This window comes from Gorillibacterium sp. sgz306347 (assembly GCF_059735245.1).
In genome coordinates this window covers 111,464-128,966 of the sequence record NZ_JCAPET010000008.1, presented here as the reverse complement: position 1 = coordinate 128,966, position 17,503 = coordinate 111,464, and the positions used below count along the sequence as shown (strand labels likewise).

Annotated in this window: 17 protein-coding genes; 14 read left to right on the top strand and 3 right to left on the bottom strand. The window is 59.1% G+C overall.

Going from position 1 to position 17,503, the window contains the following annotated elements; translation table 11 throughout:
- Window positions 1–241 precede the first annotated feature (241 nt).
- The 3 genes from AC6I6H_RS06865 (at window position 242) to AC6I6H_RS06855 (ending at window position 2,822) form a co-directional block, all read left to right on the top strand.
- On the top strand, window positions 242–1,264 hold the full coding sequence (locus tag AC6I6H_RS06865) for a permease (RefSeq protein ID WP_497952998.1): 1,023 nt from the start codon (window positions 242–244) through the stop codon (window positions 1,262–1,264).
- Window positions 1,265–1,304: 40 nt separating this feature from the next.
- Window positions 1,305–2,282: a TIGR03943 family putative permease subunit gene (locus tag AC6I6H_RS06860; RefSeq protein ID WP_497952997.1), complete on the top strand. Its 978-nt coding sequence runs from the start codon at window positions 1,305–1,307 to the stop codon at window positions 2,280–2,282.
- Window positions 2,283–2,369: 87 nt separating this feature from the next.
- Window positions 2,370–2,822: a Fur family transcriptional regulator gene (locus tag AC6I6H_RS06855; protein ID WP_497952996.1), complete on the top strand. Its 453-nt coding sequence runs from the start codon at window positions 2,370–2,372 to the stop codon at window positions 2,820–2,822.
- Between the two features lie 1,226 nt (window positions 2,823–4,048).
- On the opposite strand, the gene AC6I6H_RS06850 is transcribed toward AC6I6H_RS06855, so the two are convergent.
- Window positions 4,049–5,071 (bottom strand): CobW family GTP-binding protein, encoded by a 1,023-nt coding sequence (locus AC6I6H_RS06850; protein ID WP_497952995.1) that lies wholly within the window; start codon window positions 5,069–5,071, stop codon window positions 4,049–4,051.
- A gap of 173 nt (window positions 5,072–5,244) precedes the next feature.
- On the opposite strand from AC6I6H_RS06850, the gene AC6I6H_RS06845 reads away from it, so the two are divergent.
- The 9 genes from AC6I6H_RS06845 (at window position 5,245) to AC6I6H_RS06805 (ending at window position 14,145) form a co-directional block, all read left to right on the top strand.
- Window positions 5,245–5,961 (top strand): metal ABC transporter ATP-binding protein, encoded by a 717-nt coding sequence (locus tag AC6I6H_RS06845; protein ID WP_497952994.1) that lies wholly within the window; start codon window positions 5,245–5,247, stop codon window positions 5,959–5,961.
- The gene (locus AC6I6H_RS06840; protein ID WP_497952993.1) at window positions 5,898–6,791 is read left to right on the top strand and encodes a metal ABC transporter permease; all 894 of its coding nucleotides are present in this window, start codon (window positions 5,898–5,900) and stop codon (window positions 6,789–6,791) included. The genes AC6I6H_RS06845 and AC6I6H_RS06840 overlap by 64 nt, the downstream gene beginning before the upstream one ends.
- Before the next feature lie 50 nt (window positions 6,792–6,841).
- Window positions 6,842–8,080 (top strand): metal ABC transporter substrate-binding protein, encoded by a 1,239-nt coding sequence (locus AC6I6H_RS06835; protein ID WP_497952992.1) that lies wholly within the window; start codon window positions 6,842–6,844, stop codon window positions 8,078–8,080.
- A 251-nt stretch (window positions 8,081–8,331) separates the two neighbouring features.
- Entirely contained in the window at window positions 8,332–9,342 is a 1,011-nt protein-coding gene (locus AC6I6H_RS06830) for an ABC transporter substrate-binding protein (protein ID WP_497952991.1), read from the top strand.
- A 24-nt stretch (window positions 9,343–9,366) separates the two neighbouring features.
- The gene (locus AC6I6H_RS06825) at window positions 9,367–10,428 is read left to right on the top strand and encodes a FecCD family ABC transporter permease (protein ID WP_497952990.1); all 1,062 of its coding nucleotides are present in this window, start codon (window positions 9,367–9,369) and stop codon (window positions 10,426–10,428) included.
- On the top strand, window positions 10,425–11,459 hold the full coding sequence (locus AC6I6H_RS06820; RefSeq protein ID WP_497952989.1) for a FecCD family ABC transporter permease: 1,035 nt from the start codon (window positions 10,425–10,427) through the stop codon (window positions 11,457–11,459). The genes AC6I6H_RS06825 and AC6I6H_RS06820 overlap by 4 nt, the downstream gene beginning before the upstream one ends.
- A gap of 54 nt (window positions 11,460–11,513) precedes the next feature.
- Window positions 11,514–12,311 (top strand): ABC transporter ATP-binding protein, encoded by a 798-nt coding sequence (locus AC6I6H_RS06815; RefSeq protein WP_497952988.1) that lies wholly within the window; start codon window positions 11,514–11,516, stop codon window positions 12,309–12,311.
- A 21-nt stretch (window positions 12,312–12,332) separates the two neighbouring features.
- Window positions 12,333–13,133 (top strand): IucA/IucC family C-terminal-domain containing protein, encoded by an 801-nt coding sequence (locus AC6I6H_RS06810; RefSeq protein WP_497952987.1) that lies wholly within the window; start codon window positions 12,333–12,335, stop codon window positions 13,131–13,133.
- An 82-nt stretch (window positions 13,134–13,215) separates the two neighbouring features.
- Window positions 13,216–14,145 (top strand): oxidoreductase, encoded by a 930-nt coding sequence (locus AC6I6H_RS06805; RefSeq protein ID WP_497952986.1) that lies wholly within the window; start codon window positions 13,216–13,218, stop codon window positions 14,143–14,145.
- Window positions 14,146–14,249: 104 nt separating this feature from the next.
- On the opposite strand, the gene AC6I6H_RS06800 is transcribed toward AC6I6H_RS06805, so the two are convergent.
- A complete protein-coding gene (locus tag AC6I6H_RS06800; RefSeq protein WP_497952985.1) occupies window positions 14,250–15,605 on the bottom strand; it encodes a dipeptidase in 1,356 nt (451 codons plus the stop codon).
- 155 nt (window positions 15,606–15,760) lie between these two features.
- On the opposite strand from AC6I6H_RS06800, the gene AC6I6H_RS06795 reads away from it, so the two are divergent.
- Window positions 15,761–16,378 carry a hypothetical protein gene (locus AC6I6H_RS06795; protein ID WP_497952984.1) on the top strand — a complete coding sequence of 206 codons (618 nt, stop codon included), beginning with the start codon at window positions 15,761–15,763 and terminating at the stop codon, window positions 16,376–16,378.
- A gap of 38 nt (window positions 16,379–16,416) precedes the next feature.
- On the top strand, window positions 16,417–16,638 hold the full coding sequence (locus AC6I6H_RS06790; RefSeq protein ID WP_497952983.1) for a hypothetical protein: 222 nt from the start codon (window positions 16,417–16,419) through the stop codon (window positions 16,636–16,638).
- An 81-nt stretch (window positions 16,639–16,719) separates the two neighbouring features.
- Here AC6I6H_RS06790 and AC6I6H_RS06785 read toward each other — a convergent pair whose 3' ends face one another.
- Complete coding sequence (locus AC6I6H_RS06785; RefSeq protein ID WP_497952982.1) at window positions 16,720–17,277, bottom strand: GbsR/MarR family transcriptional regulator; 558 nt, start codon at window positions 17,275–17,277, stop codon at window positions 16,720–16,722.
- Window positions 17,278–17,503: the final 226 nt, after the last annotated feature.

The following is a 17,503-nucleotide window of genomic DNA, read 5'->3' as shown; positions in this document are numbered from 1 at the left end:
TTTTGGTCTTTTTGGGGCAAATAAGCGCTTCCACAACCGTTAGAAGTGGAAATAGGGTTTTTTTAGGCGAATAAGCCCTGTCACAACCGTTAGCCACCCATGCCCTGGTAGGCACCACAGATTATGAAGTTGCGTTATTTCAGGGTAGAAAGGCGCGTCCGGGAGCCCGCTCATATCCGCGGCCTTGTCCGAATACAATGGGATAAGCTTACGGCAGATGGGGGAAAAGGGAGGGGGAGGCATGGAAACCCGATTGCTGCGATTGATGCGGTGGCTGCCCGCCGCAGGAGCCGCTTTGTTTGTCCTGCTTTTCGCCGCGCGCTCCGGCCTTTCCATCCGGCTGCCTTCCTTTGAAGGCATGGAACGGCTGCACGTGTTCAAGCTTGTCTTCTTCGGCATCGTGTTCGAAGCGCTGCCTTTTTTACTGTTGGGTGTTGCGGTTTCAGCCTTTCTTCAGGTTTTTGTGTCGGAGGAAACGATCCGCCGGCTTATTCCGAAGCGGCCGCTTCCCGGTCTTTTGGCAGGCTGTCTGCTCGGGCTGGTCATTCCGTTATGCGAATGCGGCGCTATTCCGATCATCCGCCGGCTCATTGCCAAAGGCCTGCCCGCTCCGGCCGGGATCATCTTTATCCTGGTCGGCCCGATTGTCAATCCGGTGGTGTTTCTGAGCACCTATGCGGCCTTCGGCGGGGCTCCGGCCATCTATTTGGGCCGGATGCTGCTGGCTCTGGGCGCGGGTGCTGCCATCGGCGCCTGCCTGTACCGGATGAACGGAAGCCGAAACCCGCTCCGCCATACAAGAGAAGAACTCCTTGGCGCTAGCTCCAGCAGGATTGGGAACGCTCCGTTGAACGCCCGCGCCAAGTGGCTGGCAGTCCCGGAGCATGCCGGGAACGAATTTTTCGCTATGGGCGGTTATTTGCTGCTCGGCTGCGCCGTGGCCGCCGCTTTTCAGACCGTTCTGCCACAGGCGGGAGCGGAGTCCGTCGCTTACGGATCGGGCCTTTCGCATTTGTTAATGATGGGGCTCGCCTTCCTGCTGTCCATCTGCTCCACCTCGGATGCGTTTGTCGCGCGGTCTTTTCTCGGCGTCTTTTCGCCCGGCGCGATCCTTGCTTTTCTCGTTTCCGGTCCCATGCTGGACGTCAAAAGCCTGCTGATGCTGTTCTCCGCCTTCAAGGCGCGGTTTGTTCTAAAGCTTGTCGGTCTTATCGTGGCGATTGTCTTCACTGGCTCCATGCTTGCGGAGCATCTGATGCGCTGACCGCAACAATGCGGAGGGAGAGGAAAAGGAGGTGACCCGGATGCCGTCCGCCAACACCCCGCGGCTTCACGCCGCTCTCCGGGGGGCGGTCCTCGCCGCCTATTCCGGCTATGTGACGGTCCTCGTCCGTACGGGCGAGCTGCGCGATTACCTGGCCCCGGACCGCGTGCCGTTTGTGAAGCTGGCCGCTTTCGGCTTTGCCGTCCTCGCGGCCTGGCTCTGGTACAGCGCGGCGGCCGGGAAACCGGGCGATGCGGAGGCATACTGCTGCCCGGACCATGCGCCTTCGCCGTCCCGTCTGAAAAATATCGCGGCGTACGGCTGGTTTATCCTGCCGCTTCTGCTCGCGCTCTTTCTGCCCGGGAAGCTGTCCGGCAGCGTTGCGCCGGAGATCGGGGCCGTCCGCTTGAGCGCTCCTCAGCCGGAGGCACCGGCCGCCGGACGGCAGCGGCAGGAGCCTGCGTTGCGGACGGAAATCCGCGGCGGGCCAACGGCCGGGCTGGCGGAGCTCGCGGACCGGCTGAGCCGGAAGGAGGGCACCCTGATTGTATCCGATTCGGCATATATGGAAATGCTCGGCGCGCTCGAACGGTTCCCCGGGCGCTTCATTGGCCGCCGGCTAGCCTTCGCGGGTTGGGTATACACCGAAAAGGGGATGCCGCCCGGTCAATACGCCATTGTGCGGCCCCTGACTTCTTGCTCCGCATCGGACAGCGGAAGCGCGGCATATGGCTCAAATAGCGGGAGCTTCGCTTGTGGTGTGAATAGCGGAAGCCTGGCTTATGGCACGAATAGTGAAGGCTCGGCTTATGGCTCGAATAGTGGAAGCCTGGCTTATGGCTTGCTTGCAGAAGCGGAGGAAGCTCCGCGCTTGTCCCTTGGGGAGTGGGTGGAAGCGAGCGGCGAGCTCGCGGAAATCGTCTACCGGGGGCAAACGGTGTTCGTATTGCAAAACGCATCGGTGCGCCGTATACCGCCGCCCGTTTCTTTTTCCAGCTTACCCTTGCGCCGGGACTAGGCTTTCCGCACCGGTCCGCCCCTCCCGCTTGACTTTCAGGCGGAGGGTGCGGCAGAATAAACGTAACTGTAAGAAGAGGGGAAGACTATGGCAAACAAGCATTCGGCACAGGAAATGCTGGACGTGATGGCGCGAAACGGATGGAGGATCACGGACCAGCGCAAGACGCTCGCCGGGATTTTTTCCGATACAGACGGGTATTTGTCGCCAAAGGACGTATATGAGCAGATGCGGGTGAAGTACCCCGGCGTGAGCTTTGACACCGTCTACCGCAACCTGCGGATGATGAGCGAGATGGGTGCGCTGGAGCAGTTTTATTTTCTGGAGGGCGGGCTGAAATTCAAAAACAGCTGCCTGACGCATCACCACCATCACCTCATTTGCCTCAATTGCGAAAAAACGTTAACGTTTGAATATTGCCCCATGGAGCAGCCGCTCAACCTGCCCGGAAACTACAAAATCAGCAGCCACCGTTTTGAAATTTACGGCTTGTGCGAGGATTGCCAACGGGAGCAGGTGGGGGAACGGGGAGAAAGCTGACCCGGCCTCCCAACGTTCGAACGAATCTCAAAGGCGGCGAACTTGCCCGGTTGGCGAAGACTGAGGCCGTGACATTTTTGGGACGCTGCCTGAATTTATATGCCCCGCCGGCTTACGGCAGGTAGACAGAAAGATCCGCGGAACCGGCCTTATCGGCGGCTCGCGGGTCTTTTTCGCCTGAAAGGCTGGTGTATCCGGTACAGTATGGGGAATTTGCCTGCAGCTATGTGACAGCTATAATCGAAACGGCTGCCTGCTGCTATGTGTCCGCTATACTGAAACGGCTGCCTGCTGCTAAGTGTTCGCTATACTGAAACGGCTACCTGCTGCTAAATGTCCGCTATACTGAAACGTGCTTGCTTCTAATTGTCCGCAATATTTGAACTGCCGTCTGCTGCCTTAATGTTCAAGCCGGTTTGCGAAGCGGAACAACTTTGGCACTGGCTTAACTGGGGTAAATAATGCTAATGTGCATCATTACTTTTCTCGGGAGATAGCTGGAGTGGATAATGCTGCGAATGTGCATCATTATCAGCTCGTTTAGGGAGAATTCCTTCTCGAACGATAAGAAATCCTGCATAATCGCATTATTATTAGAGAAAGAACCCGCTATGTCGCAATAATCCTGCACTTTTGCAGGATTTAGGCGGCGTAGTCGTCATCGTTATATTCGCTACTTCGGCGGGATTTAGACAGTGAAGTCCATCATCAGCATATTTTGTTACTTATGCAAGGTTAAACGCCGTTGTTCGTCATCGCCTTATTCCGCTACTTTACAGGATGGGCAGCGTGTCCCCGCTTCGGGCTATTTCGCTACACCTGCGGGATTTAAACAGCGTTGTCCATCATCGCCTTATTCCGCTACTTTACAGGATGGGCAGCGTGTCCCGCTTCGGGCTATTTCACTACTCCTGCGGGATTTAGACAGCGTAGTCCATCTCAGCTTATTTCGCTACTTATGCAGGGTTAGGCGGCATTGTCCAGCTCTCCGGCTTGTTCCCCCGCATGTTCATCCGATGCATCTAGATAAACAAAGTTTGCCGCGATTTTCCCCATGAAACATAAAAATAGCCTAAAGCATAGCATCTGCCGGCACGCTGTTTTTGATATTGTCCAAGTGTGGTAGCAGTTCGGCAGCGGCGTGCCGGGGCATAGCAGGAAAACAGGCTCACAAAAAGGAGCAATCCGCGGATTGCTCCTTTTTTGCGCAGCCGAAAGCAGCTCTCTTAGCGAATCGCTGTGATCCGCTCCCAGTCCCGCAGCAGCGCGGTTTCGTCGAGGTCGATGCCGATGCATACGATGCCGTGCGGCTCGGGTTCTCCGGCGGCTTCGCAGTAGACGCGTCCACCCGCCAGTTGGATCAGCCAGGTGCTTCCTTCGTGGCGCAGCCGGAGGTAGCCTTTGGCGCGAAGCAGCCGGGTCTGCCAGCGGAGAAGGAAGGCTTCGACGGTCCTGCGCGCCGCCGGCTCCGGCGGCTGCGGCAGCGTGACGGCACGGACGCGGGTGAAGGAGGTGCGCTCGGCTTCCGGGTAGGGCCGCAAAAACACCGTGCGGCGTTCGGCGCGGGAGCCGGGAGCTTTTCGTACCGGCGCGGGCACCGTTTCCGTGCCGTTTCGCGCCTCGGCCGCTTCGCGGTGCAGCCCCGGCCATACGAGAGCGTGGTCCAGCTCGCAGCGGACGGTTTTCACGATCGGAGCTGCGGCGTTTCGCTTGCGCAATATTTTTTCGGCTTTTTGCAGGGTGCGGCCGGAGGCCAGATCGGTTTTGTTCAAAAGGATCAAATCCGCGGTTTCCACCTGCCGGCGAAGAGTGCGGACAAGCTCCGCATCCGAGCTGAGGATGCTGTCATATTCCGCCAGGTTTTCGGCGTCCGTTACCGTCACAATCCGGGAAAGCCTCATTCGGGGGAGCAGGGAAGGGGCCGCCAGCGCCTCGGCGATTTCTTCGGGGTTTGCCACCCCGGTCAGTTCCAGCACGATGACGTCGGGCGAACGGTCCGCCAGCAGCCGCAATGCCGCGGACAGCTCGTTCTTTTTGCTGCAGCAGACGCAGCCGTCCAGCAATTTTTCCACCCGGGCGCCCGAATCGGCCAGAGTGGTTCCGTCAATGTCCCGCTTGCCCAGCTCATTCATAAGAACGCCCGCCTGGATGCCCCTCAGCTTCATATCCCGGAGCAGCCGGAGGAGGAGCGTCGTTTTGCCGCTGCCGAGGAAGCCGCTCAGAACGAGAACCGGTATTGGCATTATCATCATCCTTTCTCCTCGAAATAATCGATTGACCGGGCGGTCTGCCAAAGTATATTCGGGGGCCGAAATAATCATGACAGGCCATAGGACGGAAAATCAGGTTGACAGCCCGTAAAAATTACTGTTAAAATCACAAAGCGTAATAATTACATTTTACATACAAGGGGGAGGACAACATGCGGCTGCTTGAGATGGAAAACGTCACCTTCGGCTACGGCGGCGTTCCTTGTCTGGAAAATGCTACCATAGAAGTGCAAAGCGGCGAGTTTGTCGCCGTGACGGGACAAAACGGTGCCGCGAAGACGACGATGCTCAAGCTTGCGCTCGGTCTGCTCCGGCCCTGGAACGGGAGCATCCGCTTGTCTCCGGTGAACGCCGCCGGCGGCAAGCTGTCGGTCGGGTACGTCCCGCAGCAAATCGCCGCTTTTAACAGCGGGTTTCCCAGTACAGTGGGCGAATTTGTCCGCTCCGGCAGGTTCGCGCGCGGCTCCTGGCTGCGCAAAACGGTGGCGGAAGACCGCCTGCTGACGGAGGAAGCGCTGCGCCAGGTCGGCATGTGGGAGATGCGGAACAAGCGGATCGGCGAGCTTTCGGGAGGGCAAAAGCAGCGCGTCTGCCTGGCGCGGGTGTTGGCACAGGAAGCCGATCTTCTCGTTCTGGACGAGCCGACCAATGGAATGGACCGGGAGAGCCGGAGGCAGTTTTATGAATGGCTGAACAGGCTGGTGAAGGAAAAGGAGCGCACGGTTGTGATGGTCACTCACGCCTTGACGGAAGCGTCGCCTTACCTGGACCGGCTGATCGAGCTGGAACGGAAGGAGGACGGAGGATGGAAATGCTGCACTACGATTTCATGCAGCGGGCATTTCTCGCCGGCGGCACGATCGCTTTAATCGCTTCGGCGCTTGGCGTTTACCTGATGCTGCGCCGCCAGGCGCTTATGGCCGACATGCTTTCGCATGTTTCGCTCGCGGGTGTCGCCGGCGGAGCCTATCTCGGCCTTGATCCGACGCTGTCCGGCTTCGCCGTCGCGGTGCTCGGCGCGATTGCGGTGGAATACGTCCGCCGGATGTACCGCGCTTACAGCGAGATTTCCATCGCCATCATTATGATCGGAGGCTTGTCCTCGGCGGTTGTTCTAATGAGCATGAAGCAAACGGTCGGCAAAAGCTTTTCGTCCTATCTTTTCGGTTCGGTTGTCGCCGTTACGCAAACGGAGCTGATCCTGATGGCGGCTGCAGCGGCTGCGGGCGGATTATTCTTTTTTCTGTTCCGCCGTCCGCTTTATCAAATGTCCTTTGATGAAGAAACGGCCAAAACCAACGGCATTCCGGTTAACGCGCTGTCGCTGGCGTTCGCCGTGCTGACAGGGATGATTGCAGCCGCCGCCATGCCGATTGTGGGGGTTCTGCTGGTCTCTGCCTTAATCGTGCTGCCGGCTGCACTGGCGATCCGGATTGCCCGCACCTTTCGGGCGGCGTTCCTCATTGCGATGGGCATCGGACTGTTTGGCGTTTTGAGCGGGCTCACGGTTTCTTATGAGGCCGGAACACCGCCCGGCGGCACCATTGCGCTGTTTCTGCTGGCCGTGCTGCTGGCCGGGAACGGCATCCGGCTCCTTGCCGGTCGGCTGCGCAAAGCCGCCAATGTGCATACCCGGCATGCCGCGGACCCCGCCCATGCCGCCGGCAAACCGGCAAAGGAAACGCCGCTGGAATCCTGACCGGATGAGTTCCGACGCAACTTTATATATTGAAATGGAGGAATTATGAAATGTTAAAAAAGAAGCCCCGTTCCACCGCATGGCTAACCCTGCCCGCCGCGCTGGCGGTTCTGCTTACCGGCTGCGGCAATAATGCCGACAAAGCAGCGACCGGCGCGTCCGCTTCCGCCTCTCCGTCCGCTTCCGCGTCGGCAAGCCCGGCAGCGGAGGGAGGCAAGCTGAAGGTTGTCACGACCTTTTACCCGATGGCGGAATTCACGCGTCAGGTCGCCGGCGATCTGGCCGATGTCACCGCGCTTGTGCCGACCGGCGTCGAGCCCCACGATTGGGAGCCTTCGGCCAAAGACATGACGCTGATCCAGGACGCCGACGTGTTCGTTTACAACGGCATTGTCGAGGAATGGGCCGAGCAGGCGCTGGCAAGCACCGCGAACGAAAAGCGAATCGTGGTGGAGGCGAGCTCCGCCATCGAGCTGATCGAGGGAGAGGCTCATGACCATGCTCACGATCATGCCCATGAGGACGAGCCGGAAGACGGCCATACGCAGGAAGGCGAAGCCGGGCATGAGCATGAGGGAGAAGCGGCACACGAGCACGAAGGAGAAGCCGCACATGAACACGGGCAAGAGGGAGAGGCCGGGCACTCGCACGAAGGCGAAGCGGAGCATGGCCATGACCATGAAGGAGACGCCGGACATGCGCATGACCACGAAGCGGAAGCGGGTCACGACCACGAACACGACGCGGCCCATGATCACGAGCATGCGCTCGATCCGCATGTTTGGCTGAGCCCGGTGCTGGCGCAGAAGGAGGTCCAAACGATTGCGGACGGCCTGGCGCAGGCGGCGCCCGAGCACAAGGCGGCTTTTCAGGCCAACGCGGACGCTTACATTGCCAAGCTGAAGGAACTGGATGGCAAATTCCGGTCCGGACTGGAGAGCAGCAAGCGTAAGGAATTTGTGACGCAGCATGCGGCTTTCGGGTATCTGGCGAAGGAATACGGGTTGACGCAGGTCGCCATTTCCGGCCTGTCGCCGGATCAGGAGCCGTCGCCCGGCAAAATGGCGGACATTATCGCGTTCGCGAAGGAGCATGAGGTCAAAACGATTTTCTTCGAAACCCTGGTAGAGCCGAAGGTCGCGGAAACGATCGCCAGCGAGCTGAAGGCGAAGACGGATGTCCTTAACCCGCTGGAAGGCTTGACCGAGCAAGAGCTGCAAGGCGGGGAAACCTATCTGACTGTCATGGAAAAGAATTTAACGGCATTAACGAAAGCGCTGAATGAATAGACCCGAATCGAGAGGTAAAAGAATCAGGAAGAATAGAGAAAGAGAACGGATGAGCGGCGCGGGAGCGATCCCCGCCGTTTTTTCATGGCGGCGGCCCTGAAAAGTCTCAGAGGACACAAAACAGCCATGACAAAAGAGAAATGTCTCTGCCGCTTATTGACATTGAGAATCATTATCAGTAGAATCGGTTAAGTAGAAACAGACCGGTGATCATCCATCGAAAGGATGACAACACAATTGGAGGATGGGGCATGAGGAATCAACAGATTCGTAAAAAACAGACGGCATGGATAGCGGCGACAGCGGCTGCCTGCACGTTCCTGCTTTCGGCATGCGGCGCACAGGAGCCGGCCGGCTCGGCCAATGCGTCGGCAGCACCTTCCGCTTCTCCTACGACAGCCGCAACGGCTCAGGCGTCAACCGCGCCTGCGCAGGAGAAAAAGGTGACCGACGGGATGGGGAACAGCGTGACCATTCCCGCCAACCCGCAGCGGATTCTCGGCAGCTACCTGGAAGACGCGCTGGTGACGCTTGGCGTGACGCCGGTCGCGCAGTGGTCGGTGCCGAACGGAACACAGGAATATTTGAAGGATCGCCTGCAGAACGTTCCGCCCGTCAGCTTTGACCTGCCGCCGGAAGCCGTTCTTGGCCTGGAGCCGGACTTGATCTTTGTCGGCACGGCCGCCGATGTCCAAAAAGGCAAATACGAGCAGCTGAACCAGATCGCTCCGACCTATGTCCTGGGCGACGAAGTTTATGCGGACTGGCGCAAAACGCTGCAAACGATCGGAGAAGTGCTGAACAAATCCGATGAGGCCGAAAAAGCCCTTCAGGAATATGACGCCAAAGCCGCCGAGGCGAAAGAGAAGATCCAGGCTGCGATCGGCGACGAGTCCGCCGCGATCCTCTGGCTGGTGAGCAAGCAATTCTATATGGTGGACAGCCGCAAATCAAGCGGCGCGATCGTTTACGGCGAGCTTGGGATCAAGCAGTCCAGCCTGAACGTGGACGCGGAATCCGACGCCATCTGGAAGCCGGTTTCCCTGGAAAAGCTGGCCGAGCTGGACGCCGATCACATTTTCCTGGTCAACAGCGACAAGGAGCAAGGGGCGGAATCTTTAAACGATCCGATCTGGCAAGGACTTCCCGCCGTCAAAGCCGGACAGGTCTATGAATTCGACCGGACGTCAAGCTGGCTCTACAGCGGCAAAATCGCCGCCGAGAAGATCGTGGATGATGTAGTGAACGCTCTGGTCAAGTAATACAATCCGGCAAGGAGCAAGCGAATGCCAGCCATAGAGAATTCCAGCAAAAGCAGTCCGACCCGTCAAAAAGCATTGTCCGTGCGGTCGCGTCCGTCGGCCGCCATCACCATCCTGGCTCTGGGGCTTGCCGCCCTGGCGGCCGGGATTGTTTTGTCGGTGGCGGTCGGCGCGGCGGATGTCCGGCCGGGTACCGTATGGAACGCCATTTTTCATTATGATGCGGAAATCGCAAAGCACCGGATTATTTACGAATTGCGCATTCCGCGCGCCTTGGCCGCCATCTTGACCGGAGCCGCTCTGGCGGCGGCCGGAGCCATCATGCAGGGGATGACGCGAAATCCGCTGGCCGATTCCGGCCTGCTCGGCATCAATGCCGGCGCCGGACTTGCACTCGCGGTCTGTTTTGCTTTTTTCCCTTCCCTGGGCTTTCCGTTATTGATTCTCTTCTCCTTTGCGGGGGCGGGATTAGGGGCGCTGCTGGTGTTCGGGGTCAGCCTGACGGCGAGGGGCGGCTTGTCGCCGGTCCGGCTGGCGCTTGCGGGAGCGGCCGTTTCCGCATTGCTGGTCGCGCTCAGCCAGGGCATCGGGCTGATGTTTCATATCAGCCAGGACATTGCCTTCTGGAACGCCGGCGGAGTGGCGGGCATTAAATGGGGTCAGCTTCGCATTGTCGCTCCCTGGATTCTAATGGGCCTCTGCGGCGCCGTTTTCTTGTCGCCTTCCATAACCGTTCTGAGCCTGGGCGAAGAAGTGGCGGCCGGCCTCGGACAGCGAAGCGGCCTGGTCAAAGCGGCCGGGATGGGGCTTGTGCTGATCCTGGCCGGGGCGGCCGTATCCGTGATCGGGCCGGTCGCTTTCGTCGGCCTGCTGGTGCCTCACCTGACGCGTTTTCTCGTTGGCGTCGATTATCGGTGGATCATTCCGTGCTCGGCCGTTTTGGGCGGTCTGCTCCTGTTAGTGGCCGATGTCGCTGCACGCATGTGGAACCCGCCGATGGAAACGCCGGTCGGCGCGCTGATTGCGCTGCTCGGCGTTCCCTTCTTCCTTTATCTGGCGCGCCGGGAGGGGAGGAGACTCGCATGACGAAGAGTTACTTGACGCCCGGAGCCCGCAAGCGGGCGGTCCGGGCGGCTGTCGTGCTTGCCGTTCTAGCTGCGCTTGGCCTCATCGCAGCAGTCGTCAGCATGAACACCGGATTGATCCGTCTGTCGCCCGCCAGCGTTTTTCGCACCCTGCTCGGAGGCGGAAGCGACCGCGAGCAGCTGATTTTGTACAGCTTCCGGCTGCCCCGGATTGCGATTTCCTTCCTGGTCGGGGCCGGGTTGGCCGTATCGGGCTGCATCCTTCAAGGCTTGTCGCGGAATCCGCTCGCCGATCCGGGCATTCTCGGCATCAATTCCGGCGCAAGCCTGGCCGTGGTGCTGCTCGTGCTGTACAAGCCCGACATGGGCGGGGGCTCCGTTTTTCTGCTGCCTCTTCTGGCCATGAGCGGCGCCGCTTTGACTGCAGCCGTTGTCTATGCTTTGGCGTATCGCAAGGAAGACGGCCTGTCTCCGATTCGGCTCGTGCTGACCGGGATCGCCGTGGCCGCCGGCATCAACGCGGCTCTCCTGGTGCTCACCCTTCGGTTGTCGCCGGAAAAATACCAGTTTGCCGCCACCTGGATCGCCGGCAGCGTGTGGGGGACGGATTGGCGTTTTGTCGGCGCTCTGCTGCCCTGGATCGTTTTGCTGGTGCCGTTTACGGTCTGGAAAGCCCGGGTGCTGAACGTCCTGACGCTGGGCGACCAAACCGCGCTTGGCCTTGGCGCAGCCGTCGAAAAGCAGCGGCTGGTGCTGCTGGCAGCGGCGGTTTGCCTGGCGGGCGCTTGCGTCGCCGTGAGCGGCAGCATCGCGTTTGTCGGCCTGATCGGACCGCATTTGGCACGCTCGCTTGTCGGCCCGCGCCATCAGGCGCTTCTGCCCGCTTCCGCGCTGACCGGCGGCTTGCTGATGATCGTCTCGGACATGCTGGCCCGCCTGGTGCTGCAGCCGGCCGAGATTCCAACCGGCATCGTGGTGGCGGTACTCGGCGCGCCTTATTTTCTCTATCTGCTCGTCAAGGCAAAGGCCTGACCAGTTAACAGGCGGCTCAAGGCCGCCGCATACTTCACGGGGAGGAGCTGTCTCATGCTTACCGAACGCCTGAAAACCGAGGACCTGAGCATCGGCTATGCCGAAGCGAACGTGGTCGACAACCTGAATATTGCCATCCCGTCCGGTCAAATCACCGCGCTTGTCGGTGCCAACGGCTCCGGCAAATCCACCATCCTGAAGACGATGGCAAGGCTGATGAAGCCGAGAACGGGCAGCGTGCTGCTCGACGGAAAAAAGATTCACCAGCAATCCACGAAGGAAGTAGCCCGGCAGCTGGCCATCTTGCCGCAAAGCCCGACGGCTCCGGACGGGCTCACTGTTTCCGAGCTGGTCAGCTATGGACGTTTTCCGCATCAGAAAGGGTTCGGCACCCTTGGTCCCGAGGACCGCGACGCGATCCGCTGGGCGCTTGAGGTAACGGGGATGGCGATGTTTCAGGACCGCCCGATTGACCGGCTGTCCGGCGGCCAGCGGCAGCGGGCCTGGATTGCAATGGCGCTGGCGCAGCAGACGGAACTGCTGTTTCTGGACGAACCGACCACTTATCTGGATATGGCGCACCAGCTGGAGGTGCTTCAGCTGCTCCAGAAGCTGAACAGCGAAGAAAAACGGACCATCGTCATGGTGGTGCACGACCTGAACCATGCGTCCCGGTACGCTCAGCATATGGTTGCCATCCGGCAGGGCAGGGTGATCCGCTCGGGGACGCCGCAGGAAGTCATGCAGCATGACGTGCTGCGCGAAGTATTTGGCATCGAGGCGGATATTTTGACCGACCCGCGGACGGGCATTCCGCTTTGCCTTCCCTATCAGTTGACCCATCGAGTCTGATAGCCCAAAGGAGGAACCCCCATGAGCAGCCTGGACCTGGAGCGGCTTGAAACTTTCTTTTCGCTGAAACGCGAGGCGGACCCCGCTGCCGTCTTTACCGCAAAGATAAGCGAGCTTTTTGCAGCCGAGTCGATGGAAGCCTTGGTGCGTCTGCATCTGCCGTTAATCAAGGCCAAGAAAAAAGAGGTATCGGCTTCCTATTTCGCGCTTGGGGCCGCCTATTTGGGAATGGCCCTGCAATACACCGCAGCCGTGCATAACGCGGCGCTCGACCTGTCGCCGGAAAATGTCGTGGTGCAGCTGGTGCCGAACGAGTACTCGGCGTCGTTTGTCTTCCGGCTGATTGGCTGGAAGGAGAGCCGTCCCGTCGCCGGGGAAGAAAGAGAGGATTGGCTGCGGCGCGAAATGACCGCTCTTTATGGCGGCACCTTGCGGCCATTGTTGGAAAGCATGTCCCGGACGACCGGCCTGCCGCCGGCGCAGGTCTGGGGGCAGCTTCCGGGGCGGTATGCGTGGGGAATGGAATACCTAGCGGGCCAGCTGAAAGAGGAGCGTCTCGCTACGCAGGTCCGCGCCGATTTCCGTTTTCTCCGCGAGGAAATGGAGCCGGCCGTTTTCGGACGGCCGAAAAACCCGTTTACAGCCGTCATCCGCAAAGTTGAGGACATCGCCGATTCCGGCCGCACCGTGCAGCTGCGCACCGCATGCTGCCTGTACTATGAAACCGAAGGCGGCAGTTATTGCTACAACTGTCCGCGGCTGAAGGAAGACGAGCGTGCCGCCCGGCGTGCCGCTTACCGGGCCCAAGCGGCAAAACCCTGACCTTCATTCCCGCATGCGGAACTTTTCATCAAATGCTACAATAAAGGCATAGTCGCACTTGATGAAAAGGTGGTTGCGGAACATGGGCAATCCGTGGCGAACGGAACGAATCGGAGATTTGACCGGCAAAACGGCTGTTGTGACAGGAGCAAGCAGCGGGCTGGGGCTGGAAACGGCGCGTGAGCTGGCCCGTAAAGGGGCGGGAGTCGTCCTGGCGGTCCGCAACGAAGCGAAGGGCGCTTCCGCCGTGGAGCAAATCCGGGCGGAAGTGCCGCAGGCGGATTTGCGGGTGATGAAGCTGGATCTGGCCGATCTGGCCGGCATCCGCCGGTTTGCGGAGGAATACCGCTCGGGCTTCAATCGGCTGGATTTGCTGATCAATAACGCGGGGGTGATGATGCCTCCGTACCAAAAGACCAGGGACGGCTTCGAGCTGCAGTTCGGCAGCAACCATCTGGGCCATTTCGCCTTGACGGGGCTTCTGCTTCCGGTGCTGCTGGACACGCCGGACGCCCGTGTGGTGACCTTGAGCAGCATCGCGCACCGGGGAGCCCAAATCGGCTTTGACAATCTGGATGGCGCGAAAGGGTACAGCCGGACGGCGTTTTACGGGCAGAGCAAGCTCGCGAACCTGCTCTTCGCCCGCGAGCTCAACAACCGGCTTCGGGCCTCGGGAGCGGATGCCATCAGCGTCGCCTGCCATCCGGGCATCTCGACCACCAACCTGTTCAGCTTCGGCGGCCAGAAAACCCGCTGGTACGCCAAGCTGTTTCTGAAGGCGCTTGCCCAGCCTGCCGAGCTGGGCGTGCTGCCGACGCTGTATGCCGCGACCGATCCCGGGCTGAAGGGCGGGGAGTACATCGGTCCGGACGGAGCCGGCAACCGGAAGGGATACCCGGCCATCGACCGGAAGGTGGAGAAGCTGTACGACAGCGCGCTGCTCAGCCGGCTGTGGACCGTATCGGAGGAGCTGACCGGCGTCCGCTACGGGTTTGACGAGAAGGGCAATTAAAAGCGGTTGCCTTCTTTTTAGGAACGGAGCACCGTCATAACAGGAACACCCCCGCGTACGCTCCTGGCGCACGCGGGGGTGTTTTTGTGAACATGGTTTTGTTCTTACAAGCTTCTCAGGAACTCCACAATCGTAAGCAGCCCGTTATCGAAGTTCACCAGATGGAAATGTTCGTTGGGGGCGTGCAGGTTTTCGTCGGGGAGGCCGAAGCCCATCAGGGCTACCGGGGCCGACAGTACGCGCGAGAAGGTTTCCACGATCGGAATCGAGCCGCCGTCCTTGGTAAAGAGAGGGCGGACGCCGTAAACGGCCTCATAGGCGTCGGCCGCTTTTTGCAGCATGGGCTCGGACGGATCGATCGTAAACGGACGGCCTTTTTCCCGCTGCTCGACGGAAATCGTGGCGCCAGCAGGCACATGGCTTTTCAGGTGACGCTCGATTTTGTCCAGAATGTCCTGCGGGTCCTGGCTGCCCACCAGACGGCAGGTGATTTTGGCATGGCCTTCGCAGGGCAGAACCGTCTTGGTGCCTTCACCCTGGAAGCCGCCGTATACGCCGTTGATCTCTAGCGTCGGGCGGGCGCCGGTCCGCTCCACGAACGAATAGCCTTCCTCCCCGAAAAGCGCTTCAAGCTGAAGGTCTTTCTTAAGTTTTTCTTCATTGAAGCTTTGCTTCCGGAATTCTTCGCGCATCATGGCGGTCAGCTCCGGCACGTCATCGTAGAAGCCTTGCACGGTCACGCGGCCTTTGCTGTCGTGCAGAGAAGCGAGAAGCTCGACAAGGGCGTGCAGGGCGTTCGGCACGCCTCCGCCAAAGCTGCCCGAGTGCAGGTCCGTATTGGCCGTCCGTACGTGAAGGTCCAGCGAGCAGAGGCCGCGCAGCCCGGTGCAGATGGCGGGACGCCCCGGCTCAAACAGCGCGGTATCGGAGATGAGCACGACATCGGCAGCCAGCTTCTCCCGGTTTTGCTCCAGAAAGCCGGGCAGATTCGGGCTGGTGATTTCCTCTTCGCCTTCAATACAGAACTTTACGTTCACCGGAAGCTTGCCTTCCTCTTTCAGAAGGGCCTCGATGGCTTTGACATGCATAAAAATCTGGCCCTTGTCGTCCGTCGCCCCGCGGGCGTACAGCTTGTTGTCCCGTATGGAAGGCTCGAACGGAGGGGTTTCCCACAGATGAAGCGGGTCAACCGGCTGAACGTCGTAATGGCCGTAAATCAGCACGGTCGGCTGTCCCGGAGCATGCAGGTGATCGGCATACACAACCGGGTGTCCGGCGGTCTGGTGAATTTCCGCGTTTTCCAGCCCGGCCTTGGTCAACGCATCCGCGATCCAGCGGGCGGCCTTTGCAGTGTCTTCTTTGTGCTCCGACAAAGCGGAAATGCTCGGAATCCGCAGCCAGTCGGACAGCTCCGCCAAGTGCGCCTCGCGGTTTGTTTGAAAATAGTTCCGGTAATCCATAGCAGCCTCCTAAAAAACGACCTTTTTAAAGTAACCATCGGTTTATTATACCGCAATTGCCCGTTTCCGGCATCCCGCCCCTGCAAACCGGCCGCGAAAGCGACTTCCACTAAACGCCCGGTTCGTGTTAGTATGGAAACAAGGAGGCTTCGTCCATGACAACTGATAACACGAAAAAACCCGCTCCCACCAAAGAAGAAAAAGAACGGGTGGAAGCGATTGCAGCGCTTTTCGGCCATGCCCGCTCCGTGCTGCAAAAGAGCTTCAGCGACTACAAAGTGCAGGGCCAGATCGCGGAGCATCCGCAGCTCGGGCCGTTGTATATTTACTCGCTTGTTAAAGAAGACGGCAAAGGCTATTCCTGCGGCTTTTTCCTCAATGAGGTAGCCCGGAAATTCCAGTCCGACGCGGATCCCGAAGCTTGGATCGCCTCGTTCTTTGTCGATATGATCCGCGCCGGCGACAGCCGCCCGCTTCCGGCCGCGCCGCAGACGGAAGAGGAGGGCAAGAAGCTGATCGAAGGCCTTCTGCTCCCTTACTGCGCGCAAAACATGAAAAACGAGTTTCCCGGTCTCGACATCCGCATCGAAGTCGGCGAGCACAAGGAGCACGGCGCCGTGATTGAAGCTTCCTTCCCGGAAGTGAAGAACGGGCATAACGCCACCGGCATGACGGTTACCTATCTGTTCGCCCTTTATATGATGAACCGCGACCCGGCCGAGCCGCTTGTGCAGGGCTTGTACCAAATCGCCGAAAAGAACAAACTGATTTAAACTTGTAACAGAAGTTATGCAAGGAGGAGGCGACGCGGATGGGCTTCTGGAACCGGTTGATTGGCGGACAAGGCCCATCCGGCGGCAAGGTCGCCTCTATGAAGGGCTACCGGAAACGGTCCAAAGCGGGAGAGCCTTGCTCACTCTGCAAACGGCCGTCCCGCCGGTTGACCTTCTACTCCGCCGCGAACGGCAAAGTGGTCGGCGTTTGCTCCGGCTGCCGGCCCAAGATGGAGAAGCTCGGTTATCTGCCGCTCTGACGGCTGCCGCATAGCGAAAAAAACCGGAACCCGTAGACGGATTCCGGTTTATTTGCGTTTTCGCACTTTTTCCTGAAAGGATCAGGTTTCTTTGGGAATCAGCTCGAATATTTTCCCCGTCTCCAGCGCCTCGATCAGGCGAATCAGCCAGCGGTAATAGGCCAGCGCCTGACGGATTTTGGTCTCGTCCGCCTCCAGGGCACGCCGGAACGCCTCCGCTTCTTCGCCTTCCTGCTGAAGCGCTTCGATTTCCTTTAGCGATTTGGAAAGGGCGTTCATATTCCCCTCGACGGCTTTTCTCCATTTGATCGAGAAATAGTCGCTGAAATTTTGGTACCAATCCGGTTCCACCTCATAAAGATCCTTCCGGGACCCTTTTCCCCAAACCTTATCAATCATCTTCAAATCCAATAGCGTTCGGACGCCGGTGCTCATAGACGTTTTGCTCATGCCCATCGTGCGGCTGAGCTCGTCGAGGGTCACCGGACCTTCATGAAAGTACATATGTCCGTAAAGATGGCCGATGGACAGGGTGATGCCGTATAAATCCATATTTTTGCCGATTGACTCGATAACCCGTTCTCGGATTTTGTTCAATTGGCTGGCTTGCTCTTCGGTTAGGCCTTCAAGTTGATCCATGATTCCCTCCTGAGGAAAGGTGCAGCCTGATTACTACCTAGTATTGTAATAAGTCGTTGAAAAGAAGTAAAGAATGTGGGGGGACAGGAATCGGGAGGAAAACGGAGTATTCTAAACAATCAGTACGTAAAGTTAAAACTGTACGTACGATTTTAACGGATTATGCTCTTTGACGATAAACGAACGGCCGGGCTACACTGGAACGAGTGATTTGCGGCCATTCTTT